This window comes from Flavobacterium fryxellicola (assembly GCF_900143245.1).
In the GTDB taxonomy this organism is placed as follows: Bacteria; Bacteroidota; Bacteroidia; order Flavobacteriales; family Flavobacteriaceae; genus Flavobacterium; species Flavobacterium fryxellicola.
Window position 1 is genome coordinate 225,452 of sequence record NZ_FRDK01000004.1, and the last position, 25,956, is coordinate 251,407.

A 25,956-nucleotide genomic window follows, 5' to 3' on the forward strand; every position below is an offset into this window, starting at 1 on the left:
TATGATTGAGCATACAGGCTTTAAACTGGCTTATTACAAGCAGGATTGTTTCAAGATATTTAAATATTCAATTCCATCATACACGCTTTCATCATTTGATAGGTTCTTTCAATATCATTGTCTAATCCTATAGAGAAGCGGATTAAACCATCAGTCAATCCCATTTCTATTTGTTCATCTAAAGGGATTTCACTTGATGTCGAAGTTCCAGGGGCGCTGAATAACGTTTTATAAAATCCTAAACTTACTGCCAGATATCCAAGATTTTTTGCTTGCATTAATTCCATTAATTCATTGGCTTTTGCCAAAGTTCCCACATCCAATGTCATCATTCCTCCAAAACCATATTCTGGATTGATCATCGTTTTATAAATTTCGTGACTTGGATGACTTTCTAAACCGGGATAAACTGTTTTAATACCATCGTTTTCGAAGCGCTGCGCCAGATACAGCGCATTATGGCTGTGTTGTTTCATTCTAATATGCAAGGTGCGCAAGTTTTTCATCACACTCGCTGAACGCAAACTATCCATCGTAGGTCCCAGTAACATGCTGGCTCCGCTATTGACGTTTTTTAAACTATCAATAAATTCTCTCGAGGCACACGTTACTCCGCCCACAGTATCACTGCTTCCGTTGATATATTTAGTCAAACTGTGAATCACAATATCAGCACCCAATCGTGCAGGAGAAACGGACAATGGTGAAAATGTATTATCAACCACAAGCGTTAAATTATGGCGCTTTGCAATTTTAGATAAACCTTCAATATCAGCTACTTCTAGCAACGGATTACTAACTGTTTCACAATATAAAACTTTGGTTTCAGCTGTTATTGCAGCTTCTACAACAGCAAGTTTTGTAATGTCTACAAAAGTAGTTTTAATGCCTAATCGTGGGGTAAAATTCTTCAAGAAAGCATACGTTCCGCCATAAATTGTTCTGCTCGAAACAATGTGATCGCCTGCGCCGCACAACTGCAAAAGAGTAGGGGTAATCGCGCCCATTCCGGAGGCCGAAACATTGGCTGATTCTGTTCCTTCCATCGCTGCCAAAGCTTTGTCTAAATACAAATTACTTGGTGAAGAATGGCGCGAGTACAAGTAGCAGCCTTCCATATTTCCTTCAAAAGTATCAAACATGGTTTTTGCCGATAAAAACGTATATGTGGAGGAATCAGAAATGGATGGGTTTACACCACCAAATTCTCCAAAGTACTGTAAATCCTGAATGTTGTCTGCGGGATTGAAATTTTTCATAGTTGTATGTATTATTATTTGAAGCTATTCCTGCTATTCGTTTCAATCTTTTCTTTTAAAAAAAAGAAAAGGATTTCTACTGCTATCAGGGCTAGGGTATTATGTTAGTAACAAAATCTATTCAAAATAACGCGGTTCTAGATTAATAATCAATACTATTGTTTATTATTAGATTTTAAAACTATAAATAACATGTAATGTGTTTTATTTATCTAAATTAGCTCCTTAAATAGGATGTATATAGATTTTATTTCCATTTCAACTTTAAATAAAGATGACACTAGATTCAACAGATAAAAAACTGCTCTATTTATTACAATCCGATTGTAAGAAAACGACAAAAGAATTTTCAGTAAAGCTCAACCTTTCGGTTACTGCGGTTTATGAGCGCATTAAAAAGCTCGAAAGAGAGGGAATCATCGATAAATATGTAGTGCTAGTCAACCGTTCTAAAGTCGAAAAAGGATTTGTCGTTTTTTGTCATCTTAAACTTATTCAGCATACCAAAGAGTTTCTTACCAAGTTTGAAAGTGAAGTTGTGCAGTTAAAGGAAGTGCTGGAATGCCATCACGTGAGTGGCGATTATGATTATATTTTAAAAATAGTGGTAAAAGATATGGAAGCGTATCGAGAGTTTTTGGTCACTAAATTAACCACTTTGGAACATATTGGAAGCACGCACAGTACCTTCATGATTAGCGAAGTAAAAAGCACAACGGTTGTTGATCTTTAAAGATAATGGAGGTGCAGCGACGAATTTTGTATGATGCAATAGTAATTACTTGAAAATCGCATCAAAAAACCTGACACTTTAAACTTTAAACATAACTTAATTCCTTAATTTTGCAGTACTAAAAATAAAAACACATAAACTATGAGTTCATTTGACGTAGTCATTATAGGTTCTGGCCCAGGCGGATATGTAGCAGCGATTCGTTGTGCGCAATTGGGTTTCAAAACAGCAATTATCGAAAAATATGCCGCTCTTGGTGGAACTTGCCTAAATGTAGGTTGTATTCCTTCTAAAGCGTTGCTGGCTTCTTCCCATCATTACAGTGACATAGCGCATTTTGCTGAGCACGGAATTGAAGTTTCTGGGGAAATAAAAGTGAATCTAGAAAAAATGATCGCACGAAAACAAGCCGTAGTTGACCAAACTGTGGGTGGGGTGAAATTTTTGATGGATAAAAATAAAATTACTGTTTTTGAAGGTTTAGGTTCCTTTATTGACGCCACGCACATTGCGATTGCAAAAGCAGATGGAACTTCGGAAACTGTAGAAGCTAAAAACATAATTATCGCTACAGGTTCTAAACCATCGAACTTACCTTTTATTAAATTAGATAAAGAAAGAATAATCACTTCTACTGAAGCTTTGAAACTTCCTGAAGTTCCAAAACATTTGGTTATTATTGGTGGTGGAGTCATTGGAATTGAACTTGGACAAGTGTATTTGCGTTTAGGAGCTCAGGTTTCTGTCGTGGAATATCTAGACAGAATCATTCCAGGAATGGATGCTTCATTGTCCAAAGAATTGACTAAAGTCTTGAAAAAGCAAGGTATGAAATTCTACGTTTCGCATAAAGTGAAATCAGTAGAAAGAAATGGGGATATTGTTGCTGTTCAAGCAGAGAATACTAAAGGAGAAACGATTACGCTAGAAGGAAATTACGCCTTGGTTTCTGTAGGTCGTCGCCCTTATACCGATGGATTGAATGCTGATAAAGCAGGAGTTAAAATTTCAGATCGAGGAATGGTTGAGGTAAACGATCATTTGCAAACGAATGTTCCAAATATCTATGCCATTGGGGATGTCGTTCGTGGAGCGATGCTTGCTCACAAAGCAGAAGAGGAAGGAACTATGGTCGCGGAAATTTTAGCAGGTCAAAAACCACATATCGATTATAATCTTATTCCAGGAGTTGTATACACGTGGCCCGAAGTGGCTGCTGTAGGACAAACAGAAGAGCAGTTAAAAGCAGCTGGAATCGAATACAAAGCTGGAAGTTTTCCATTTAAAGCATTAGGTCGTGCGAGAGCGGGAGGAGATTTAGACGGATTTGTAAAAATTCTTGCTGATGCAAAAACGGATGAAGTTTTAGGTGTTCACATGATTGGAGCGCGTTGTGCTGATTTAATTGCCGAAGCAGTGACTGCAATGGAATTTAAAGCATCTGCCGAAGATATTTCTAGAATCTCTCATGCGCATCCTACTTTTGCGGAGGCGATGAAGGAGGCTGCGCTTGCCGCTACAGACAATAGAGCGTTACACGTGTAGTTAAAATTCAAATATTTTAAATACCGATTTACAAAATAATAAATCCCAAATTCCACAATGTATCAGTTGGAATTTGGGATTTTTTTATTTTGCGATTGACTAGATTTTATTTCAAACTTCCCACCATATCTTCAGGTTTAACCCAAGCATCAAAATCTTCTGGAGTTACATAACCTAAACGCACCGCCTCTTCTTTTAATGTTGTTCCGTTTTTATGTGCCGTCTGAGCAATTTCAGCCGATTTGTAATATCCGATTTTAGTGTTCAAAGCAGTAACTAACATTAAGGAATTATCTACTAATTCTTTGATTCGTTTGTAGTTGGGTTCAATACCTTGAGCACAATGTTCGTCAAACGAAAGACAAGCATCACCTAATAAACGAGCCGATTGTAAAAAATTTGCTGCCATTAATGGTTTAAAAACATTCAATTCATAATGACCTTGCATTCCTCCCACAGAAATGGCGACATCATTCCCCATAACTTGTGCACAAACCATTGTCAAAGCTTCGCATTGGGTTGGGTTTACTTTTCCTGGCATGATAGAAGAACCTGGTTCGTTTTCTGGAATAAGGATTTCTCCAATTCCGGAGCGTGGTCCTGAAGCTAACATACGTACATCATTAGCAATTTTATTCAATGAAACGGCTAATTGTTTTAAAGCACCGTGTGTTTCTACAATTGCATCATGTGCAGCCAAAGCTTCAAACTTATTTTCGGCTGTTACAAAGGGATGTCCTGTAAACTCCGCTATGTATTCCGCTACTTTTACGTCATATCCTTCTGGAGTATTCAATCCAGTTCCTACTGCTGTACCTCCTAAAGCTACTTCTGATAAGTGAGCTAACGTATTTTTAACTGCTTTTAAACCATAGTTTAATTGTGCTACATATCCTGAAATTTCTTGACCCAATGTAAGCGGAGTAGCATCCATTAAATGCGTACGGCCAATTTTTACCACTGTTTTAAAATCAGTAGCCTTGGCGTGCAAAGTGTCTCTTAATTTTTCAACAGCAGGAATTGTAATCTCCACCACCGCTTTGTATGCGGCAATGTGCATTCCAGTTGGGAACGTATCATTTGAAGATTGTGATTTGTTCACATCATCGTTTGCTTTAATGAATTGTTCGCCTTCGCCAATGTTAAATCCCTTCAATACCTGAGCGCGATTTGCAACTACTTCATTTACGTTCATGTTACTTTGCGTTCCTGAACCGGTTTGCCAGATAACCAATGGAAATTCATTGTCAAGTTTACCGGCTAGGATTTCATCACAAACGGCCGCAATAGCATCTCGTTTTTCGATTGGTAAAACTCCTAAATCACAATTAGCGTATGCAGCTGCTTTTTTTAGATAAGCGAAACCTTCTATAATTTCTTTCGGCATCGAAGCAGATGGGCCAATCTTAAAATTGTTACGAGAACGTTCTGTTTGTGCGCCCCAATACTTGTCAGCGGGAACCTGCACTTCACCCATGGTGTCTTTTTCTATTCTGAATTTCATGTTGATGTTATTTATAAATATGTAGTTTATTCGGTTTTTAGCCCCGATTGTCCCGAAGCTTCGGGAGGAAATCCTTTTCTTTTTTTCTTTAAAAAAGAAAAGATTGGAGTGCACAGCGGGATCAGCTCCAAACTCTGAGTTCAAAAATACGGAAAATTCCTTTTTTATAAAAATTCATAGGTAGTTTTTATCCATTTTTATTGGTATGAAAAGGAATTAAACTTACATTTGTGGCTACATTCAAAAATTCCGGAAAACATGTTTGAATTTTCACAGTATTTAGGCTTTTTACTTTTCTTAACCATTCTTACTATAGGGTTTTGGTTGATGTTCTTTTTAGTTGGTTTTGTATCCTATTGGATAGGTGGAGCATCTTGGGAAGCATACAAAGAGAAAAGAGATAAAAAGAAGCAAGAGTAACAAGCAGTATAATCTGTTTTGTTACAGAAAAAGGACCCGTTTTTACGAGTCCTTTTTTTATACTTCTTAGTTTTTAAAATCGCGTTTTAATGCAAAAAAACAAGGACTCCTTTTCGGGAGTCCTTGTTTTTTATCCTTGATAGTCACCTTCGCCCTCATTTTGATTTTGTCTAGGTCTTTCTCTTTCGTTTTTTGGTTTGTTAAAACGGTACGTAAACGATAAACTAAACTGTCTTTCTCTCCATTGCATTTCACTGTATGAATTTACAATTCCTGGAAGATTGTTTTCCATGATTCTTTTTCTGGAATTGAGCACATCACTAATATTAAATGAAAGTGTTCCTTTGTCCTTCATGATGTCTTTACTAAAGGCCAAGTTTGCACCAAAAACACCTAAACTCCTCCCTTGAGCATTGTTTTGTGGGCCATTATAACTAGCATTAGTTTGCCAATCGATTTTGTATGGCAACGTGATTTTAGAGGTTAATCTTGTAGACCACGAAGTGGCTGTATTGTCAAAATTCTGTGAGATTTTATTATTGTTAAAGTCGGTATACGTGAAATCACCTTGTGTTTCGTTTCTAAAGAAATTAAAATTCCCATTTAATTTCCACCATTTGTATGGAGAAAAGTTCAAAGTAAATTCAAATCCTGTTCTGAATTCCGTTGCTAAATTGATAGGCGTGCTAATAAGTATAGGGGTGCCGTTAACAAAGTTACCAGATTCTCTTCTGGCAAATTGAAACGAATCATTTGTTTTATTGAGGTATAAGGAAGTATTGAATGTTAATTTTTCCCATCTTTTGATATAACCAAAGTCAATGGCATCAGTAAATGCTGGATCTAAATCAGGATTTCCAACAAAAATATTGATATTGCTGGATAAGTTAGTGAATGGATTTAAGAATCGGCCTCTAGGTCTTTGAATTCTGCGACTGTAACTGACTGAAGTGCTACTTTTATCTGAAATTTCATAAGTGAAGAAGGCACTAGGGAAAAAATTATTGTATTTTTTAGTATTGAAATCATTCGTGGCTAATTGGTTGATTTCAATATTTGAATCTTCAAAACGCAACCCAAAAAGGGCTGAGAATTTTTTAATTTTTACGCCATATTGTGTATAAAGAGCATTTACTTTTTCTTTATATTCTAATGTGTTAGTAAAGTCGTTGTTAATCACTCCGTCATTATCCACTTGATAATCCGTTAGTAATTTTGAAAAATCACCGCGATATCCTGCTTCAAACTGACTTCCTTTTCCAAAAGGTAAAACATAATCCATTTGAAGCAAATTTCTACTTTGAGTTTGATCATTTCGAGTATTATCAAATTTAACCAGACTTGTTCTCGTGTCTTTATCTGTAATTATAGCATTATTGACATCATCATTAGTAGAAAAGGATCCGTCAATTGACAATTTGTGTCCGTCTTTTTTGAATTTTTTAATGAAGTTGGTAGCAAATTCTACATTTTCACTGTCGCTATTTTCATTATTTATTCGATTGCGAGTGTAATCAAAATTAAAACCTGAATCATAATAGTTTTGAAAAACGTCATCTTTATTCTTTCCATTGCTTTTACGGTAATTAATGGAATTGGTCCATGATGTTGATTTGTTCAAATACCATTCTACACCAAAATTTCCGTTATAACCTTTGTTGTTTCTTGCGTTTTCTCTAGTTTCATAAATGTAATCTCGAGTTGTATTATCAGCATTTAAATACCTTGAGTTTGTAAATGCATTTCCAGGATTATTACGATCATTATAGGATTGTGTGGTAAAAAGATTAAAATTGTCTGATTTATAATTTAAAGTACCGCTTAAACCGTAAATTTCGGGATACCCCGTTGAGGCTATAAAGGTTCCATTTAAACCTAAGTTTTTACCTTTTTTTAAGATGATATTTAATAGACCCCCACCACCTTCAGCATCATATCGAGCGGATGGGTTGGTAATTACTTCCACTTTTTCAATGGCATCAGCAGGGATTAAACGCAATGCTTCAGCTATGTTTATCGCGTTTGATGGTTTTCCATCTATCAATACTCTAACATTTTCATTTCCGCGCAGGCTTATGTTTCCTTCAACATCTACTGAAACCGAGGGAATATTATCTAAAACATCACTAACCGTTCCACCTTTAACCATAAGGTCACTACCTACATTATATACTTTTTTATCTAATTTGATCTCAACCGTTGTTTTTTCAGAACGAATGACAACCTCATTCAGTTGGTTTGCATCTTCCTCTAAGCTAATTAGGCCTAGACTTGTATTTGATTTAAGGTTTTTCTGTTTGATCTCGTTCACCTTGAAAGATATAAACTCAATTTTTATATCATAAACACCTGGTTTAATATCAATCTCAAATTCTCCTTTTGGATTTGTAATTCCACCTGCAATGGGTTTGGGATTGTTAGGAGCTAAAAAAGTAATCGTAGCATATTCTAGAGGTTGTTTGCTGATTTTTTCTACCACTCTTCCTGTAATTTTAATTTTTGGAACTGTAGGCCCTTGCTGGGCAAAACTAAAAAGGGTATTAAATGAGAGAACAAGAATTAAAACAGATTTTATTTTTTTCATTTCTATAAACATTGGTTAAACAACGTTAGACGTTAAAAGTTGGTTTTTGTTTAATGCCTACTGTCATAAAAAAATGTTAAAATTAAGTACTTGAATTGTTACGAAATGAACATGCTAACTTTTTCTAAATCTCGTCCTATAATTGCCTTACTTCCCTTGACTACAATAGGTCTTTCAATTAGAATTGGATACGATATCATGGCTAGAATAATTTGTTTGTCATCTAATTTTTGGTCTTTATAATTTTCGATCCAAATTTTTTCTTTTTGCCGTACTAACGCCATAGGTTTTATATTTAGTTTTTCAATAATAGTAGACAGCTCTTCAAATGAAGGTGGATGTGTAAGATAGTGGATGACTTCAAACTTTTTGTTTGAACTTTCTAACAATACTAAACAATTTCTGGATTTTCCGCAGCGCGAATTATGGTATATTTGTAGCATGTAAACTTATATTTTGTTTATTATATTTTTTAAAACAAGGAACTTTATAATGTAACAAAAATACGGTTTGTTAAACTAATCAGGGATACAATTAAAGTAAAATTCATGTTTATAGAACAAGGTGTAAAGTCAGAAAATAGGTTTTGGAAGTATATTTGGGGTTCGGTATTACTCGTTTTGGCCTCGCTTGTAGGTCAGCTGGTATTTGTTGCGGCTTTGTTTTATGAAACATTTACAAGTGACCGTTCTTACCCAACTAACAATGAGGCATTGATGAAGTTTTTTGAACCTAATTTAACCTTGTTTTTAATATTGATTTCCTTTGTCTTCATTATGCTTGGTGTTATTTTAGTGGTGCGCTATTTACACAATCAAACGCTACTATCTGTAACTACCGCTAGAAGTAAAGTGGACTGGAATCGAGTCATTTTTTCCTTTGTAGTTTGGTCCGCAATCACAATAGTGTCTACACTGTCATTTTATTTTTATGAACCCAATGACTTTGTACTCAATTTTAAACCAATTCCCTTTGCAATTCTTGCTGTAATTGGAATACTACTTATTCCAATACAAACCAGTTCTGAGGAATATATTTTTAGAGGATATTTGATGCAGGGATTTGCTAATTTGTCTAAAAACAAATGGTTTCCTCTACTCATGACTTCCCTTATTTTTGGGGGAATGCATATTCTTAATCCAGAAGTGGATAAAATTGGATATATTATATTGGTTTACTACATTGGGACAGGTTTGTTTCTTGGGATTATTACTCTTATGGATGAGGGACTGGAACTCGCCTTAGGATTTCACGCTGCTAATAATTTGGTTGGCGCTTTACTAGTGACTTCGGATTGGTCTGCCTTCCAGACACATTCTATTTTCAAAGATGTTTCAGACCCTTCAGCAGGTTTTGATGTTATTCTTCCGGTTATTATTATTTACCCGATACTTTTATTTATCTTTAGTAAAAAATACAAATGGACCAATTGGAAAGAAAAATTAACAGGAAAAATTTAGTATGTTTATCTTTCAATAATTTAAAAAATCACAGAACTATGACCGATGCCATATCCTATAATAATGTCCATAATTTATTTAAATTGAATGGATTTCACTTAAATCGCAATGATTTATGCAGAGTAGCCTACAGCTTTATCAAAGAAGGTGAGGAGTTCGAAAAAGCATTTGGTGATTTTATTCTTGATTGGTTTGATGCTAAGCCCTATCTGGAAATGAATACATCTGGAACAACAGGAACGCCTAAAGTGATCCGAATTGAAAAACAGGCAATGGTCAATTCAGCGATAGCAACAGGAGATTTTTTCGATTTAAAACCAGGAGATAAAGCGTTACACTGTTTACCTACTAAATACATCGCCGGAAAAATGATGTTTGTAAGAAGCTTTATTTTAGGTCTCGATATTGATTTTGTAGCACCAAGTTCACATCCTTTGCTAGATAATAATTGTAAATATGATTTTGTTGCTATGGTGCCTTTACAAGCTCAAAATTCTTTGTCGGAATTAGAAAACGTAAAAAAAGTAATCATTGGCGGTGCTAAAGTGAATAATGTTCTTGAAAAAGCACTATCTAAGCTGAAGACAAAAGTATATGAAACTTATGGTATGACTGAAACGATAACTCATATCGCTGCAAAGCAAGTAGGAGCAGAAGCTTTTTCAGTTTTGCCAAATGTAAAAATTGCTATGGATGACAGAAATTGTCTCGTAATTGATGCTCCTAAAATTTCAAAAGGGTCTATCGTAACCAATGATCTTGTAGCATTAATTGGGGAGAACCAATTTGTGTTTTTGGGACGAATGGATAATATAATCAACAGCGGCGGAATCAAATTGATACCAGAGAAAATTGAAGCTAAATTATCCCATAAGATTCATGCTAGATTTTTTGTAGCGGGACTTCAAGATATTGATTTAGGCGAGAAATTAGCTTTAATAATAGAGGGTGAAGAGCAAGTTCTAGAAGATACTATTTTTGAAGGTTTAGATAAATATGAAAAACCGAAAGAAATTTTTTATGTGGCAAAATTTACAGAAACTGAAAACGGAAAAATTAAACGCAAAGAAATCGTAGAGGGTATTTAAAGAAACTACTTATTTCTTTTTCCGTATTCTGAAAAGCATCTTGTGTGAACAGATGCTTTTTTTATTATGACCTTTTTTGGTTTTAAAAGGCTAGTTTAAAAAGCGGTAATTTAGTTTGAATCCAAGACTATTTTCAGCATGGCCAAGAGCTAAGAATTGAGTTAAATTCATGGATATGCCTATTTTATTTATTTTAGGATTGATAACAAAATACCTCCCCATATACAAGCCGGAACACAGCCCGAATTGCTGATCACTGGCATATTCTGACACATAACCCAGTCCAATCTTGGGATCTTCATCTGAAAGCGCATAACCAATACCCGTTTCTGCACCCCAAAACCAATGTGAATTCATATTAAATTGAATGTTGGGTTTGATGCAAAATAGACTGAAATTATTGTGACTGGCTCTTTCCGCGAGCGTACTTTCAGCAGTTAGTATTCGCGTATTTTTTTTAATGAATCGGTAGTCATAGTCAAAACGAATGCCTAGTTCTACTTTTCGGGAAACTATTTTTCCAACTCTAGCGTTTATGCCAATTCCCATTCTGTGCGTTCGGTACATTTGTATATGTACGGGTAAAGATGCGTTAATTCCGGATTCAAAATAAACGGATTTTTTTTCCAGTGCAGCATTGGAAGGCTCTCCATTAGTTTGGGCAGCGATGAACTGACCTTGGAGTAGTGCAGTAGCAAGTAGTAAAACCGAAATCTTTTTCATTTGTCTCTAATTTTAAATTATTAAAATGAATTAGGTTAAGATTTTTTGGGCTTTGTATAACAAGAAAGGCTGCTTTGCAACTACCTTAAGTAAATTGCAGAACAGCCATAAATGTACAAAATAATTATATAAGTACTTTAAAATCAGCGTTAAACTTGAATGACACCCAGATTAAATTTCTTTTCGATAGGAGCGTGGTTTGCCGCTTCAATACCCATTGAAATCCATGTTCGAGTGTCTAAAGGATCGATTATGGCATCCGTCCATAATCTGGAAGCAGCATAATAAGGGGAAACTTGTTCGTCATATCGAGCTTTTATTTTGTCAAAAAGTGCTTTTTCTTTGGCTTCATCCACTAATTCTCCTTTCGCTTTAAGCGAAGAAGCTTCAATTTGTGCCAATACTTTTGCCGCTTGAGTTCCACCCATAACAGCCAGTTCTGCACTTGGCCAAGCAAAGATTAATCTTGGGTCATACGCTTTTCCGCACATCGCATAATTTCCAGCACCATAAGAATTTCCAACAATTACAGTAAATTTTGGAACAACTGAATTACTAACAGCGTTGACCATCTTTGCGCCATCTTTTATAATTCCGCCATGTTCGGATTTAGATCCTACCATGAAACCGGTAACATCTTGAACAAAAACCAAAGGAATTTTCTTTTGGTTGCAATTCGCAATAAAACGAGTAGCTTTATCTGCTGAATCGGAATAAATTACACCGCCAAACTGCATTTCACCGTTCTTTGTTTTTACCACTTTACGCTGGTTAGCAACAATTCCTACTGCCCAACCATCAATTCTGGCATAACCAGTAATGATTGTTTGTCCGTAACCCTCTTTGTAAGCTTCAAACTCAGAATTGTCCACTAAACGATTGATGATTTCCATCATATCGTATTGTTCATTGCGGGCTTTTGGCAAAACTCCATAGATTTCTTTTTCGTCTAATGCTGGTTTTTCCGCTTTAATTCGGCTGTACCCTGCTTTATCAAAATCACCTATTTTGTCTACTATATTTTTTATTTTATCTAAGGCATCTTTGTCATCTTTGGCTTTATAGTCCGTCACGCCTGAAATTTCACAGTGTGTAGTTGCGCCTCCTAATGTTTCGTTGTCGATGCTTTCGCCAATGGCAGCTTTTACTAAATAGCTTCCTGCTAGAAAAATACTTCCTGTTTTTTCAACAATCAAAGCTTCGTCACTCATAATAGGTAAATACGCACCACCGGCAACACAGCTTCCCATAACGGCTGCAATTTGCGTGATTCCCATACTGCTCATTTGAGCATTGTTTCTGAAGATGCGTCCAAAATGTTCCTTATCTGGAAAAATTTCATCTTGCAAAGGCAAATAAACGCCTGCACTATCCACTAAATAGATAATTGGTAAACGATTTTCCATTGCAATTTCTTGCGCACGTAGATTTTTTTTGGCAGTGATAGGAAACCATGCACCTGCTTTTACAGTAGCATCATTAGCTACTACAATACATTGTTTTCCTCTAATGTATCCAATTTTAACCACAACCCCGCCTGAAGGGCATCCTCCATGTTCAGCGTACATTCCTTCTCCAACAAAGGCTCCGATTTCAATACATTTCGCTTTGGGATCTAATAAGTAATCGATGCGTTCTCGTGCCGTCATCTTGCCTTCGTTATGTAATTTTTGAATGCGTTTTTCACCACCACCCAATTTCACAACACTTAGTTTTTGTCGCAAGGAAGAAAGTAAAAGTTTATTGTGGTCTTCATTTTTGTTGAAGTTCAAATCCATGATGCAATATTGTTAAAAATAATTTGGGCTAAAATACAAAATCCAATGAAATAAATTTTACTATTTTGTGGCTTTAGAAAGGAAATCGAATATTTGTATACTGTTAAAACAAAAAAATAGAAGTTACCTCCTGTTTTTTTATGAATTTAATAAAAAGCGAACTATTTTTTTTTGGATTCATTTACAAGTCTTTTGAGAATCGCCCATTGTTTTAATGCATCTCGAGCCTCTACAGCCGGATAACCTAACATTGTTTTTCCGGCAGGAATATCTCCTGTAACTCCAGAACCAGCGCCTACAATAGCTCCATCGCCAATAGTAGTGTGGTCTTTTATAGAAGCGCTTCCTCCTATAATCACACCGTTTCCGAGTGTTACTGAACCAGCAAGTCCGCTATTACCAGCCATAATACAAAATTTCCCTAATTTACTGTTATGGCCTATTTGGACTAAATTATCAATTTTGCAACCATCTCCTAAAATGGTAGAACTAAATTTCCCTCTGTCGATGCACGAATTGGCTCCAATTTCTACATTGTTGCCAATAATAACATTACCAATTTGTGGAATTTTTACCAAGCCTCGTTGTGGATCCGGTCGAAAACCAAAACCATCGGCACCGATAGTAGCATTAGGATGTATGATACAATCATTCCCAATATGACATCGTTCCCGAATAACAGTTCCTGACCAAATTACAGTGTTTTTTCCCACTGTAGATGCATCAAGAATGGTAACATTGGGATAAATCGTTGTATTGTCGCCCAGAACCACATTTGGTCCTATGTAACAGCCCGCACCAATTCTTGCGCCATTGCAAATAGTGGCTGTGAGATCAATCACAGCGGTTGGATGGATGTCAATAATAAATAAAGGTGCTGGAGGTGCAAAAAGTTCTAAAACTTGTGACATCGCTAAATCAGCATCCTTAACTTTAATAAAAGCCCTATTTTCTCCTGGTTCTATTGCAATATTCTCATTGACAACTGCAACACAAGCTTTAGAAGTTTCCCAAAATTTTTCGTATTTTTTGTTTCCAATAAATGAAATTTCAGTCGCGCCAGCCATTTCTAATTGTTCTGGAGCAGTAATATTTTCAGAGGTATTCCCGACAATAATTCCTTGTAGAATCTCATTTATTTCTTGTACTGTATAGGATTTCATTAGGTGTAAATATGGTTTTGTTATTTAATAATTTTCAAATAAAAGAATTTAGGGTTAATATTCCTAATCCTATCCCTTTCTTTAAAAAAAGAGAAAGTTTGCGCACTAGCAATTATCACCTCAATTCTCTAACGAAAAATAAAGGGCAAAGAGTATATTTGCAAATTATTAATTCTATAACCTTTATGAAATTCTTTCAATTTAAAATAGCATTATTTTTTTCCTTATGTTTTTTCAGTAATGCAAATGCACAAATTCAAGCGCTTTTCAATAGCAAGACGCAATTGAGGGACTTAACGGAACGTTGGGAATTGGATACCACTTCAACGAGAGGAACTTTTTTGGTTACTCCTTATAAACCAATGTACGTACTGCCCGTTCGATGGACAAGTAATCCCAATGAAAAACCAATTTCTGGGAACTTAGATCCTGATTATGTAGCCCCGCCGGGAGTTAATTACAATAATATTGAATCTAAATTTCAATTGAGTTTTAAGACTAAGGTAATGCAGGGGATATTTTGGGGTTATGGTGATTTATGGGTTGCTTACACACAAATATCGCACTGGCAAATCTATAATAATGCTCTTTCTAGACCTTTTAGAGAAGTTAATTATGAGCCAGAACTAATTTTGAATGTACCTATTAAATTTAATTTTTTGGGTTTTAAAACCCGAATGGTAGGAGTCGCTTTCAATCATCAGTCTAATGGTAAAAGTGAGCCCTTTTCAAGAAGTTGGAATAGAGTAATTTTTCACGCTGGACTAGAACGTAAGAACTGGACCATTTATGTCAGACCGTGGCTGCGAGTGCCAGGTGGGAAAGATGATAATCCAGATATTGCTGAGTTTGTGGGCCGAGGCGATGTGAATGTAATTTATACTAAAAACGGAAATATAATTTCTTTCGTTGGTAGTCACAATCTAAATTTCAATTCCAAAGCTAGGGGTAATTCAACATTTTCTTGGTCTTATCCTATTAAAGATAATTTAAAAGGGTATTTATTAATCTCTCATGGATACGGCGAAACATTGATTGATTATAATCATTTGCAAACTACAGTAGGTCTTGGCGTTTCGTTAATTGAATGGCTTTAGATTTATAAATTGCCATTATATTTAATGTATGGGTTACTTTACTATTGAAATTTGGCTCCACTATTTTGATAAACGATGATGGAGCCTGTTTTTATAATTTAGGTCTTATTAAATGGTACTGATTGCATTTTGAGCGATTCCAGCAGATTACTCCTCTTTTTGTCCCATCATCATTAGATAGGCTTTCAAGAATTCATCAATTTCACCATTCATAACACCATCAACATTACTCGTTTCATAGCCCGTGCGGACATCTTTGACTAGCTTATAGGGCTGCATGACATAATTCCTAATTTGAGAACCCCACTCTATTTTCATTTTACCAGCTTCAATATCAGCGCGTTGTGCTTGTTTCTTTTTTAGCTCAATTTCGTACAATTGAGATCGTAACATTTGCATAGCACGTTGTCTGTTATCTTGTTGAGAACGCGTTTCGGAACATTGTATTTGAATTCCGGTTGGTTTATGAAACAATTGCACTTTGGTTTCAACTTTATTTACATTTTGTCCTCCTGCGCCACTTGATCGCGACGTTGTGATTTCAATGTCGGCAGGATTAATGTCAATTTCAATACTGTCATCTACAAGTGGATATACATAAACGGAAGCGAATGAAGTATGACGTTTGGCATTACTGTCAAAAGGTGAGATACGCACCAAGCGATGCACTCCGTTTTCTCCTTTTAAATAGCCAAAAGAATAATCGCCCTCAAATTCGAGTGTTACTGTTTTAATTCCAGCAGCTTCTCCTTTTTGGAAATTCAGTTCTTTTATTTTATAACCGTACTTTTCGCCCCACATCATGTACATTCGCATGAGCATTTCGGCCCAGTCACAACTTTCGGTTCCACCTGCACCAGCTGTTATTTGCACAACTGCACTCAAAGTGTCTCCTTCATCCGAGAGCATGTTCTTGAATTCGATAGCTTCAATATGAGCTTGGGTTTCGTTGTAATGTTCGTCTAATTCTTCACTTGTAAATTCCCCTTCTTTATAAAAATCGTACGCAAGTTGCAATTCGTCCGTCATTTCGATGGCTTTATTGTAATCTTCAATCCATTTTTTTTTATTTCGAAGATTCTTGACAATGATTTCGGCATCTTTTGCGTTATTCCAAAAGTCGGGTGCAAAAGTCTTCTCTTCTTCGTTTGAAATTTCTATTAATTTGGCATCAACGTCAAAGATACCTCCTCAACGCACCAAGGCGCTCTACAATACCTTTAATTTGTTCGGTAGTTGTCATAAATTATGTAATTTTGTGGCGCAAAAATAGATAATTTTTTGCATCGGGACAAGGTAGGTGACAAATAGCAACCCGTTGAACATAAAAAATAATAAAAAAATATGGAAATAAATTTAGTTAGCGATACAATCACGAAGCCATCACGCGAAATGCTAGTATACATGTTAAATGCTGTTGTTGGCGACGACGTGTACAAACAAGATCCTACCGTGATTGAACTTGAAGCCAAAGTTGCTGCAATGTTTGGTATGGAAGCGGGGCTTTTTTTTCCGTCAGGAACGATGGCCAATCAAACGGCTATAAAATTGCATACGCAGCCTGGAGAACAATTAATAGCGGATAAATATGCCCACGTATACCATTATGAAGGAGGTGGTGCTTCTTTTAACAGCGGGGTTTCCTGTTGTTTATTGGATGGAAATCGTGGAATGATTACTGCTGAACAGGTAGCTGGGGCGATTAATGATCCTGAATTCTATCACAGTCCCTTAACCAGTTTAGTTTGTGTCGAAAATACAACCAACAAAGGCGGCGGTGCTTGCTATGAGTTGGAAGATTTGCAAAAAATAAAGCAAGTTTGCGATGCCAATAATTTAAAATTTCACTTGGATGGAGCTCGTATTTGGAATGCCTTGGTTGCCAAAAATCAAGATCCTAAAGCGTTTGGAAAACTTTTTGATACGATTTCAGTTTGTTTGTCTAAAGGTTTGGGAGCACCTATTGGCTCTGTACTATTGGCTGATAAAGCAACGATTCATAGAGCTTTGCGAATTCGTAAGATATTAGGTGGCGGAATGCGTCAAGTAGGTTATTTGGCAGCAGCCGGAATCTATGCTTTGGATCACAATATTGAACGTCTTGCAGAAGATCATCGCAGAGCTAAAGAAATTGCCGAAGTATTAAAAAAGTTGAGTTGGGTAGCCTCAGTAGAACCAGTAGAGACTAATATTTTGATTTTTTCCTTGGTTCCAAATTGCATCGAAAAGAACTTAATCGAATTGTTGAAACAAAAAAATATTTCCATCAGCTCCATGGGGCATGGCAAACTTAGGATTGTGACCCATCTTGATTATAGAGAAGTCATGCACACCTATGTACTAGAAACATTAGAGAAATTAGTTTAGTGTGTGAGTATTTATTTGAAATTGAAGGTTTAAAGTTTTTAACATTATTAAAAACTTTAAACCTTCAACTTTTTTATTTAAACAAATCTTCCATTCCCGGAATCATTGGCATATCCATTTTAGTAACTGCATCCAATTCAATTTGATTGACGTTAGTTGCTTTTTCAATCGCTTTATTCAACACTAAAATCAAATAATCTTCTAATTGATCTTTATCCTCTAGCAAAGTATCGTCAATTGTAATCGATTTTATAGTTCTATTGGCAGTCAAAGTAACTTTTAACAATGAATCAGTACTTTGTTCGTCAATAATAACGGTATCTAAACGTTTTTTTGTGTCTTCTATTTTTTGTTGGGTCTCTTTAAGTTTGCCCATCATTCCCATTAAATCCATTGTTAAATCTTTTAAATTAATTACTGGTACAAAATTACTATATTGCGTAGACATAATCAATAAAAATTCATGAAAAATAAACTCATCTTAAGTTGTCTTTGTGTTATTTTTGCAGCATCAAATACTAAAATTAAAGCACAAAAAATGTCAAAAAGCAATACAGCTCCAACAGCTAAAATTATTCCTAAAACTTTAGAAAAACATGGTGAAAAAAGAGTAGATAATTACTTTTGGTTAAACGACAGAGAGAACCCAGAAGTCATTGATTATTTGAATCAAGAGAACACGTATTATGATGCTATGACTTCGAATACTAAAGGTTTTCAAAAAGAATTGTATGAAGAAATGAAATCGCGAATTAAGGAAGACGATCAATCGGTTCCTTATTTGTACAATGGGTATTATTACATCACGCGTTTTGAAACAGGAAAAGGCTATCCTATTTATTCGCGAAAAAAAGCGAGTCTTTCTGCTGCAGAGGAAATTTTGTTCAATTGCAATGAGCTGGCTGAAGGGCATTCGTATTTTCAATTGGGAGGTTTAAGCATAAGTCCAGATAATAAATTTGTAAGTTTTGGCACGGACATAATGGGAAGACGGATCTATACTATACAAATAAAAAATCTCGAAACAGGTGAACTACTTACTGAAAAGATTGAAAATGCTACCGGAAGTTCTGTATGGGCAAATGACAATAAAACTATTTTTTACACTAGGCAAGATGAAGTTACCTTGCGATCCGATAAAGTTTTCAAACATAAACTAGCAACCGACTCCGCTGCCGATATATTGGTTTTTAATGAAAAAGATGATACGTTCAACGTTTCTGTTGGGAAAGAAAAATCAAAAAAATACATTGTAATTGCATCAGGAAGTACCTTAACGACGGAGTATAGAACATTAAATTCAGATATGCCAGATGGAGAGTTTAAAGTTTTTCAGCCTAGAGTACGTGGATTAGAATATAGTATATCTCATTTTGGAGATTCTTTTTACATCATTACAAATAAGGACAAAGCGACTAATTTTAAGTTGATGAAAACTCCTGAAAATGCTACTGCAAAAGAAAATTGGAAAGATGTTATCTCACATCGTAAAGATGTTTTGCTAGAAGATATTGAAATTTTTAGAAATTATTTGGTGGTTGAAGAACGTTCTAATGGTTTGAATCATATTCGCATCATGCCTTGGAATGGTGAAGGGGAGTACTACTTGCCTTTTGGCAGCGAAACGTACAGCGCAAATACGACAACCAATGTAGATTTTGATACTGATATTTTGCGTTACAGTTATCAATCTTTGGCGACACCTTCTTCGGTTATTGATTTTAACATGAAAACTAAGGAGAAAGAAATCAAGAAAGAACAACAAGTTCTTGGCGGTACATTTGATAAAAATAATTACGTAGAAGAACGGGTTTGGGTTACTGCAACGGATGGAACCAAAGTGCCTGTTTCTATGGTTTACAGAAAAGGATTAAAAAAAGACGGCAATAATCCAACATTACTCTATGCTTATGGCTCCTATGGTGTGACAATGGATGCTTACTTTTCATCTACCAGATTGTCCATATTAGACCGCGGTTTTGTATTTGCAATAGCGCACATTCGTGGTGGTGAGGATTTAGGAAGAGAGTGGTATGAAGATGGTAAATTATTGAAAAAGAAAAATACATTTACTGATTTTGTCGACTGTTCTAAATTTTTAATTAAGGAGAAATATACTTCTCCAAAGCATTTGTATGCTGAGGGCGGTTCAGCAGGTGGATTATTAATGGGAGCAGTAGTCAATATGGCGCCTGAATTGTACAACGGAGTAATTGCGCAGGTGCCTTTTGTGGATGTAATAACTACGATGCTCGATGACACTATTCCGCTTACGACAGGAGAATATGATGAATGGGGAAATCCAAATGATAAAAAATCGTATGATTATATGTTATCGTATTCGCCTTATGACAATGTAAAAGCTCAAAAATATCCAAATATGTTTGTTTCAACCGGACTTCATGATTCTCAAGTGCAATATTGGGAACCTGCAAAGTGGGTTGCAAAGCTACGAACTCAAAAAACAAATGATACCGTATTATATCTTAATACCAATATGGATGCCGGTCATGGTGGTGCTTCTGGACGATTTGAAGCGCTGAAGGAATTAGCCAAAGAATTTAGTTTTTTATTAGATTTAGAAGGAATTAAAAACTAATTAGATTTTTTTTGTTAGATTTGTAACATTCGTGTCTAATGAAAAATTGTCACGACTAACTATTTTTTTATGAAAAAAGAAATAACTGCTTATAATAATGTCTTAGAATTAATAGGGAATACTCCACTTATTAAGCTAAATAAAGTTACTGAAAATTTAGAAGGAAATTTTTACGCTAAAGTAGAAGCTTTTAATCCAGGACATTCCTCAAAAGATAGGATAGCATTATACATAATTGAAGAAGCTGAAAAGAAAGGTATTTTATCTCCGGGTGATACCATAATTGAAACAACTTCCGGTAATACGGGTTTCAGTTTAGCAATGGTCAGTATCATAAAAGGCTACAACTGCATTCTTGCTGTTAGTTCTAAATCATCTAAAGATAAAATAGATATGCTTCGCAGCTTAGGTGCTAAAGTGTATGTTTGTCCGGCACATGTTGCTGCTGATGATGAACGTTCGTATTATAACGTGGCCAAACGGCTGCACGAAGAAACGAAAGGCTCGGTTTATATCAATCAGTATTTCAATGAGTTAAATGTTGATGCACATTATAAGTCTACCGGTCCAGAAATTTGGAAACAAACTAATGGAGCAATTACACACTTGATTGCTTGTAGTGGTACAGGTGGAACTATATCAGGTACGGCAAAATACCTAAAAGAACAAAATCCTAATATTAGAATTCTTGGCGTAGATGCTTTTGGTTCAGTATTGAAAAAATATCATGAAACCAGAGAATTCGATAATGATGAAATTTATCCATATAGAATTGAAGGTCTGGGAAAAAATTTAATACCATCCGCAACAGATTTTGATATTATTGATAAGTTTATGAAAGTAACGGATGAGGAAAGTGCTCATGCTGCCCGAGAAATCACCAGAAAAGAAGGCTTATTTGTTGGATATACTTCAGGAGCAGTAATACAAGCGATAAGACAATATGCAGAAGAAGGAGAATTTGACGAAAACAGTAATGTAATTGCAATTTTCCCGGATCACGGTTCCCGTTATATGAGTAAAGTATTTAGCGATGATTGGATGAATGAACAAGGTTTCTTTGACAGCATCAACGAAGAAGAAGTTCAGAAAATTGAAATGATTAAATAAGCTAAAATTATAATTAAAAAAAGTCCCATCTGCTTTTGCAAAATGGGACTTTTTTTTGAACTTTAAATAAGAACCCTTTTATATTTAATCCAACAGTTCAGGATTATTCAATAGCAATTCAATTTTTTTAATAGTGATTGTGATCTGACTCATTTGTGATTCTATATTTCTAAAAAAGAGACTAATATCTCTATTGACCCAGCTTTCAGAAATAACTCTGGCACCCAAACTAATTCTTAAAATAGCACTTTCAATTTCTGTAGTATATTTTACATTAACTGCTTGACCAATATGACATTTTTGGGCCGCAAGTCGGATGATTTCTAAAGAAGAACCTTCAAACTGATCCGATAAATCAGAATTTAATAAAGTATATAATTTTTTGACTTTATCAACAGACAAGACTTCATTGTTTTTAAAAATAAAGAAAGGAAAAATGGTCCGGATATTTCTTATGCCAAATTCTTTACTACTGTAACTCTTCGTTTTTGTTTCATCACCGTAAATAGGCTGTAAAAAAGTAGCTTCTTTTATGGAGTCATCCACAAAATTGCAAAACATCTCAATACCCATATTTCGATATAAAATAGGTGTTTTGTAATACCTGTCCATTTCAACTACAGCAGCATTCCACCTCATGTAAGAACCGTAGTTATAGCCGTCAGATAGCGCATTGGAACAAAACCAGGAAGTTGGCCAATCAGAACGATTATAATATTGGGTTAAACCTTTGGGTAATGTATTTTTTGCAGAATGAATTAATTTATTGACACTTTTAGGTAAAATTAATGCGCCGCAGTATGGAGGACCGGTGAAGAATTTACTTCCCGTAATGGTGACAATATATCCTTTATTTAAATAATTTTGTATGTCTTTTGGATCTAATCTTAGCTGTGATCCATCGACAATTATTTGAATTGATAAATTTTCAAGAGAGTTTAGTTTTTTAATAAATTCGTCGCTCGGAGATTGGTACCCTAATTTTGATTGGTCCATAGTATGTAATACGATGTGCCTGCCTTGATTTTTGGTACTAATAACGGCATCTAATACCTCCTGATCTAATTGAGCAGAAGTTTTTAATGCACCATTTTGATCTCTGAAAGGAATTTGTATTAAATCAACATCTCTAAAACCTTCAATTTTAGTGTCTTTTTTAATTGGATAATTTAAAGCAGTAGTATTTTCAAAATGACATCCCTTTAATGCCGCTGCCACACCGCTACCAGTTTCATCAGAGGCAACCAGAATATGTGTTATTTCTTTATCGGAAATAATTTGTGTTATGGCTGCTATTTGAAGCGAAGAATCAGTACCTGATGGTGAAAAAATTATTTCACATTCCTCATTTAATTTAAATATATTTCGAAGGTTATTTTTTAACAATTCAGAAAACTCGATAGTAGTATTTTGAAAACCATTTTTAAGGCTATTTCTAATCAATATACTCCTCACTTTATCTGTTTTATCAAAAGCAAAATTAGAAACGCTCGAAGCCGTAGACGAAGCAAAAGTAAATGCTTCTGGTCTTGGAAATGGGCGACATCCGTATTTGTTAAGCAAATGAATCTCATCGATATTCAATCTAAGATCTCCTCCAGACATTAACATGTATTCTGTGGGTTTTGCAAGATTTTCGACAATAGGTTTCCAAGATTCTTTGAGTGCAGTGTTAGCATTTTTTAAACCATGAAAAGATTGAATTTCTTCGTTTATTAAGGAGGATTCAGTATTTAGATCGATATCATTTTTAATTAAATTAATGAGAAGATAATCAAGATTTTCTAATTTTTCTTTATCATCTTTCGGTAGTAAATTATAAAATATTCTGATTACTTCAAGAGCTGCAATATCACATAAAACAACATCTTTTTTCTCGGCGTTCAATGCTTTATACCAGAGCTGCCATTCGATTCCATATCTTAAATAGACTAAAGCTAAAATGGGTTTGTCCAAAAAGGAGGAACCAATTATAATTGATTTGTTGGGTACAATTTTGAAAATAGTTGGTTCACTATTAGACGTAATAATATTGATGTTATTTATCTTTGGAACGGTGTTAAATCTTTTTAAAATGCGAACTAAATAGTTTACATTTTCTTTTTCAAATAAGCTGCTTCTTTTGTATTGATTTTCAATTAGAATATTGTTTGTCATATTTTGTTTTAATTTTAAGCGTTCCTTAGAACGATATTCTGTATTTGGAAATTTAGCTTGCTAAATGAAGTCATTCAATCAGGGACTGTCTTTTGTAAAATATCCTTACAAAAAACGATGCTGCTCCCAATAGTTTTATGTTTCGCTTTTATTAGGGCGTTACATTTCGCAAAAGTCAGCAAATATAAGAAACTTGGTAGCAGTAAAAAACAGTAACAAATACTCATTTGCTAAATTTTCTGTTTTTAATTAAAGTCTTTTATTTAAAAGGTATTGACACCATGATTTTAAAGTAAATACTTATTGAAAAGAGTATGACGCATTACTAATTAGTATTAAAAAATTTCATAAAAGCAAAAAGAAAAAAGGCGATCAAATAATTCCTAGTGATTATCTGGTTTGTGTTCAAATTATGTTTTCGGCCGCTTTAAAATCAGCTCACAGAATACTTTAAAAAAGGATTTACAGAGGCTATCTTCTTAGTACGTAAACGATGAAAAAAAAACTCCAGCCAAAGCTAGAGTTTTAAGTATAATTGTAATTATGTCTAGGCCTCTTCCATAGTATGATACACGTTCATAACGTCATCATCTTCCTCCAGTTTTTCAATTAGCTTTTCGATATCAGCCATTTCAGCTTCCGATAATTTCTTTGTGATCTGCGGAATTCTTTCAAAACCAGAGGAAAGAATTTCTAAGCCTCTATTCTCTAATTCTTTCTGGATGGTTCCAAAACTTCCAAAAGGAGCATAAATCAATATACCGTCTTCATCTTCAAAAACTTCCTCAGCTCCAAAATCGATTAATTCTAACTCTAGTTCTTCAGGATCCATTCCATTGGCTGGAATTCTGAAGTTGCAGGTATGATCAAACATAAATTCTACAGAACCTTGCGTTCCCATAGTTCCGTTGCATTTGTTGAAATAACTTCTAACATTAGCTACCGTTCTGTTGTTATTATCCGTTGCTGTTTCTACCAGAATCGCAATTCCATGCGGTGCATATCCTTCAAATAAAACTTCTTTATAATTGGCTGTGTCTTTATCAGTTGCTTTTTTTATGGCGCGTTCTACATTTTCTTTCGGCATATTTACTGCCTTAGAGTTTTGGATAACGGCTCTTAATCTGGAGTTAGCATCAGGATTAGGTCCGCCTTCTTTTACAGCCATTACAATATCTTTACCAATTCTTGTAAATGCTTTGGCCATTGCTGACCAACGTTTCATTTTTCTTCCTTTTCTAAATTCAAATGCTCTTCCCATTACTAATTTATTATTTTGAACTGCAAAAATACAGCTATTAGTTATTTTTTCAAATGTTTTTATTAATCAATTGGTACGTGTTTTGAAATAAAAGTAGTTCCTGCTGTATTCCAAGAATTGATTGCATTTGACCGCTCTGTATTGAACTTTGTATTGAGTTTGTTATAAGTTCCTACTTCTTTATTCAATTCATTTACTAGCAAATTGAAATTATCAACCTCTGCTTTTGTTCGGCTCTTTGTAGCTTTATCATCCATTGTTTTCTTACTTTCCTGAAATTTTTGGTTCAACATCATAAAACCAATAACTCCTGGAGCGAATTCTATCGCTTCTTTTTTACTAAATTCCAATACTTTTTTGGTTGCATTGACTAATAGTAAATCGTTTTTATACGGTTTGAATGTTTTCAGTTTATCTAATCCTTCGTTCGAATATTGTTCTAGCGCATTGCTGTTTTGTTGTATGGCGTTCAAATTGTTTTCGGCTACTGCTTTCATTAAAACAGATTCTGTAAAATTCACTTTAAAAAAGATTAAGTACAATTGCGTATGATTTTCAAAAACTTCGTTAGAGATTTTCATCTTTTTGCCCAGTTCACTGTTGTCCTCGCCAATTTGGATACCATATTTAGTTGCAAATATTTTTTGGTTGGCATTCAGTTTATCAACTTCTTCATTAATTTTTGCATTAACTAAATCTCTCGCTAAAATAAAAGCTTCCATAAAATCATACGACTGCTCCGCCACTTCTTGCATGTCTATGATTTTTTCATATTCCTGATTAATTTGTTTTTCGGAAATGGATAAGTAGGTTAACAATTGGTTTTTATATTCCACATCTCCTTTGTAACCCTCTTTTAGTGCTTCAATTTTTTTTGCGGCAGTTTGTATACTTCGCACTAATGTTTTTCGAGTAACGTCAATTTTTCTTGCATTTTTACTGTGCGCCACTGCTGATGTGTATTTCCAAGTGGTTCTTGCAATAACATCCGTTTCTTTACCAATATAATTTAGATAGTCCACAGGTGTTTTAAACTCTTGAGCAGTAGTTAAAGTTACAGTAAACAAAAATAGAAGCGAGGTAAAGGTAGATTTCATAGTGTATAGTT

The 25,956-nt window shown here is 34.9% G+C and carries 21 protein-coding genes; 9 read left to right on the plus strand and 12 right to left on the minus strand.

Annotated elements, in window-relative coordinates; genetic code table 11:
* Nucleotides 1-59: 59 nt before the first annotated feature.
* Nucleotides 60-1,259, minus strand: coding sequence for an aminotransferase class I/II-fold pyridoxal phosphate-dependent enzyme (locus BUA03_RS08820; protein ID WP_066081445.1), 1,200 nt, complete (start codon nucleotides 1,257-1,259; stop codon nucleotides 60-62).
* 274 nt (nucleotides 1,260-1,533) lie between these two features.
* Here BUA03_RS08820 and BUA03_RS08825 point away from each other — a divergent pair, with 274 nt between their 5' ends.
* Together BUA03_RS08825 and lpdA are read left to right on the plus strand one after the other, a co-directional pair.
* Complete coding sequence (locus tag BUA03_RS08825; RefSeq protein WP_066081442.1) at nucleotides 1,534-1,992, plus strand: Lrp/AsnC family transcriptional regulator; 459 nt, start codon at nucleotides 1,534-1,536, stop codon at nucleotides 1,990-1,992.
* 141 nt (nucleotides 1,993-2,133) lie between these two features.
* Entirely contained in the window at nucleotides 2,134-3,537 is a 1,404-nt protein-coding gene (gene lpdA / locus BUA03_RS08830) for a dihydrolipoyl dehydrogenase (protein ID WP_066081438.1), read from the plus strand.
* Nucleotides 3,538-3,643: 106 nt separating this feature from the next.
* On the opposite strand, the gene fumC is transcribed toward lpdA, so the two are convergent.
* Nucleotides 3,644-5,041, minus strand: a complete 1,398-nt coding sequence (fumC, locus tag BUA03_RS08835; RefSeq protein WP_066081825.1) for a class II fumarate hydratase — start codon at nucleotides 5,039-5,041, stop codon at nucleotides 3,644-3,646.
* Nucleotides 5,042-5,299: 258 nt separating this feature from the next.
* On the opposite strand from fumC, the gene BUA03_RS16505 reads away from it, so the two are divergent.
* Nucleotides 5,300-5,461: a hypothetical protein gene (locus tag BUA03_RS16505; protein WP_139255638.1), complete on the plus strand. Its 162-nt coding sequence runs from the start codon at nucleotides 5,300-5,302 to the stop codon at nucleotides 5,459-5,461.
* Between the two features lie 130 nt (nucleotides 5,462-5,591).
* Here BUA03_RS16505 and BUA03_RS08840 read toward each other — a convergent pair whose 3' ends face one another.
* Nucleotides 5,592-8,045 (minus strand): TonB-dependent receptor, encoded by a 2,454-nt coding sequence (locus tag BUA03_RS08840; protein WP_066081823.1) that lies wholly within the window; start codon nucleotides 8,043-8,045, stop codon nucleotides 5,592-5,594.
* Nucleotides 8,046-8,143: 98 nt separating this feature from the next.
* Nucleotides 8,144-8,488, minus strand: coding sequence for an ArsC/Spx/MgsR family protein (locus tag BUA03_RS08845; RefSeq protein ID WP_066081435.1), 345 nt, complete (start codon nucleotides 8,486-8,488; stop codon nucleotides 8,144-8,146).
* Nucleotides 8,489-8,593: 105 nt separating this feature from the next.
* On the opposite strand from BUA03_RS08845, the gene BUA03_RS08850 reads away from it, so the two are divergent.
* Together BUA03_RS08850 and BUA03_RS08855 are read left to right on the plus strand one after the other, a co-directional pair.
* Nucleotides 8,594-9,505, plus strand: a complete 912-nt coding sequence (locus tag BUA03_RS08850) for a CPBP family intramembrane glutamic endopeptidase (RefSeq protein WP_066081432.1) — start codon at nucleotides 8,594-8,596, stop codon at nucleotides 9,503-9,505.
* A 38-nt stretch (nucleotides 9,506-9,543) separates the two neighbouring features.
* The gene (locus tag BUA03_RS08855) at nucleotides 9,544-10,593 is read left to right on the plus strand and encodes an AMP-binding protein (RefSeq protein ID WP_066081821.1); all 1,050 of its coding nucleotides are present in this window, start codon (nucleotides 9,544-9,546) and stop codon (nucleotides 10,591-10,593) included.
* 90 nt (nucleotides 10,594-10,683) lie between these two features.
* Here the strand turns inward: BUA03_RS08855 and BUA03_RS08860 are convergent, their stop codons facing one another.
* From BUA03_RS08860 to lpxD, 3 genes are all read right to left on the minus strand, one after another.
* Entirely contained in the window at nucleotides 10,684-11,316 is a 633-nt protein-coding gene (locus BUA03_RS08860; RefSeq protein ID WP_066081429.1) for a hypothetical protein, read from the minus strand.
* A 149-nt stretch (nucleotides 11,317-11,465) separates the two neighbouring features.
* A complete protein-coding gene (locus BUA03_RS08865; RefSeq protein WP_066081426.1) occupies nucleotides 11,466-13,094 on the minus strand; it encodes an acyl-CoA carboxylase subunit beta in 1,629 nt (542 codons plus the stop codon).
* Nucleotides 13,095-13,255: 161 nt separating this feature from the next.
* Nucleotides 13,256-14,257, minus strand: a complete 1,002-nt coding sequence (lpxD, locus tag BUA03_RS08870) for a UDP-3-O-(3-hydroxymyristoyl)glucosamine N-acyltransferase (protein WP_066081424.1) — start codon at nucleotides 14,255-14,257, stop codon at nucleotides 13,256-13,258.
* A 185-nt stretch (nucleotides 14,258-14,442) separates the two neighbouring features.
* Here lpxD and BUA03_RS08875 point away from each other — a divergent pair, with 185 nt between their 5' ends.
* Nucleotides 14,443-15,354 carry a phospholipase A gene (locus BUA03_RS08875; protein ID WP_066081819.1) on the plus strand — a complete coding sequence of 304 codons (912 nt, stop codon included), beginning with the start codon at nucleotides 14,443-14,445 and terminating at the stop codon, nucleotides 15,352-15,354.
* Between the two features lie 147 nt (nucleotides 15,355-15,501).
* Here BUA03_RS08875 and prfB read toward each other — a convergent pair.
* Nucleotides 15,502-16,597, minus strand: a protein-coding gene (prfB, locus tag BUA03_RS08880; RefSeq protein WP_139255639.1) for a peptide chain release factor 2 whose coding sequence is annotated in 2 segments (ribosomal slippage) — nucleotides 15,502-16,533 and nucleotides 16,535-16,597 — 1,095 coding nt in all. Because the reading frame shifts where the segments join, the coding sequence is not laid out codon by codon here.
* Between the two features lie 101 nt (nucleotides 16,598-16,698).
* Here prfB and BUA03_RS08885 point away from each other — a divergent pair.
* Nucleotides 16,699-17,721, plus strand: a complete 1,023-nt coding sequence (locus BUA03_RS08885; RefSeq protein ID WP_066081419.1) for a threonine aldolase family protein — start codon at nucleotides 16,699-16,701, stop codon at nucleotides 17,719-17,721.
* 73 nt (nucleotides 17,722-17,794) lie between these two features.
* Here the strand turns inward: BUA03_RS08885 and BUA03_RS08890 are convergent, their stop codons facing one another.
* Nucleotides 17,795-18,115: a YbaB/EbfC family nucleoid-associated protein gene (locus BUA03_RS08890; protein WP_066081817.1), complete on the minus strand. Its 321-nt coding sequence runs from the start codon at nucleotides 18,113-18,115 to the stop codon at nucleotides 17,795-17,797.
* 69 nt (nucleotides 18,116-18,184) lie between these two features.
* Between BUA03_RS08890 and BUA03_RS08895 the strand changes: the two genes are divergently transcribed.
* Nucleotides 18,185-20,320: a S9 family peptidase gene (locus BUA03_RS08895; RefSeq protein WP_066081416.1), complete on the plus strand. Its 2,136-nt coding sequence runs from the start codon at nucleotides 18,185-18,187 to the stop codon at nucleotides 20,318-20,320.
* A 69-nt stretch (nucleotides 20,321-20,389) separates the two neighbouring features.
* On the plus strand, nucleotides 20,390-21,430 hold the full coding sequence (locus BUA03_RS08900) for a cysteate synthase (protein WP_066081413.1): 1,041 nt from the start codon (nucleotides 20,390-20,392) through the stop codon (nucleotides 21,428-21,430).
* Nucleotides 21,431-21,514: 84 nt separating this feature from the next.
* On the opposite strand, the gene BUA03_RS08905 is transcribed toward BUA03_RS08900, so the two are convergent.
* The 3 genes from BUA03_RS08905 to BUA03_RS08915 all read right to left on the minus strand — a co-directional run bounded on the left by BUA03_RS08905 (nucleotide 21,515) and on the right by BUA03_RS08915 (nucleotide 25,945).
* Complete coding sequence (locus tag BUA03_RS08905; protein WP_066081410.1) at nucleotides 21,515-23,587, minus strand: hypothetical protein; 2,073 nt, start codon at nucleotides 23,585-23,587, stop codon at nucleotides 21,515-21,517.
* 547 nt (nucleotides 23,588-24,134) lie between these two features.
* Complete coding sequence (locus tag BUA03_RS08910) at nucleotides 24,135-24,848, minus strand: YebC/PmpR family DNA-binding transcriptional regulator (protein ID WP_066081408.1); 714 nt, start codon at nucleotides 24,846-24,848, stop codon at nucleotides 24,135-24,137.
* Nucleotides 24,849-24,910: 62 nt separating this feature from the next.
* The gene (locus BUA03_RS08915) at nucleotides 24,911-25,945 is read right to left on the minus strand and encodes an LIC11966 family surface protein (protein ID WP_066081405.1); all 1,035 of its coding nucleotides are present in this window, start codon (nucleotides 25,943-25,945) and stop codon (nucleotides 24,911-24,913) included.
* Nucleotides 25,946-25,956 lie beyond the last annotated feature (11 nt).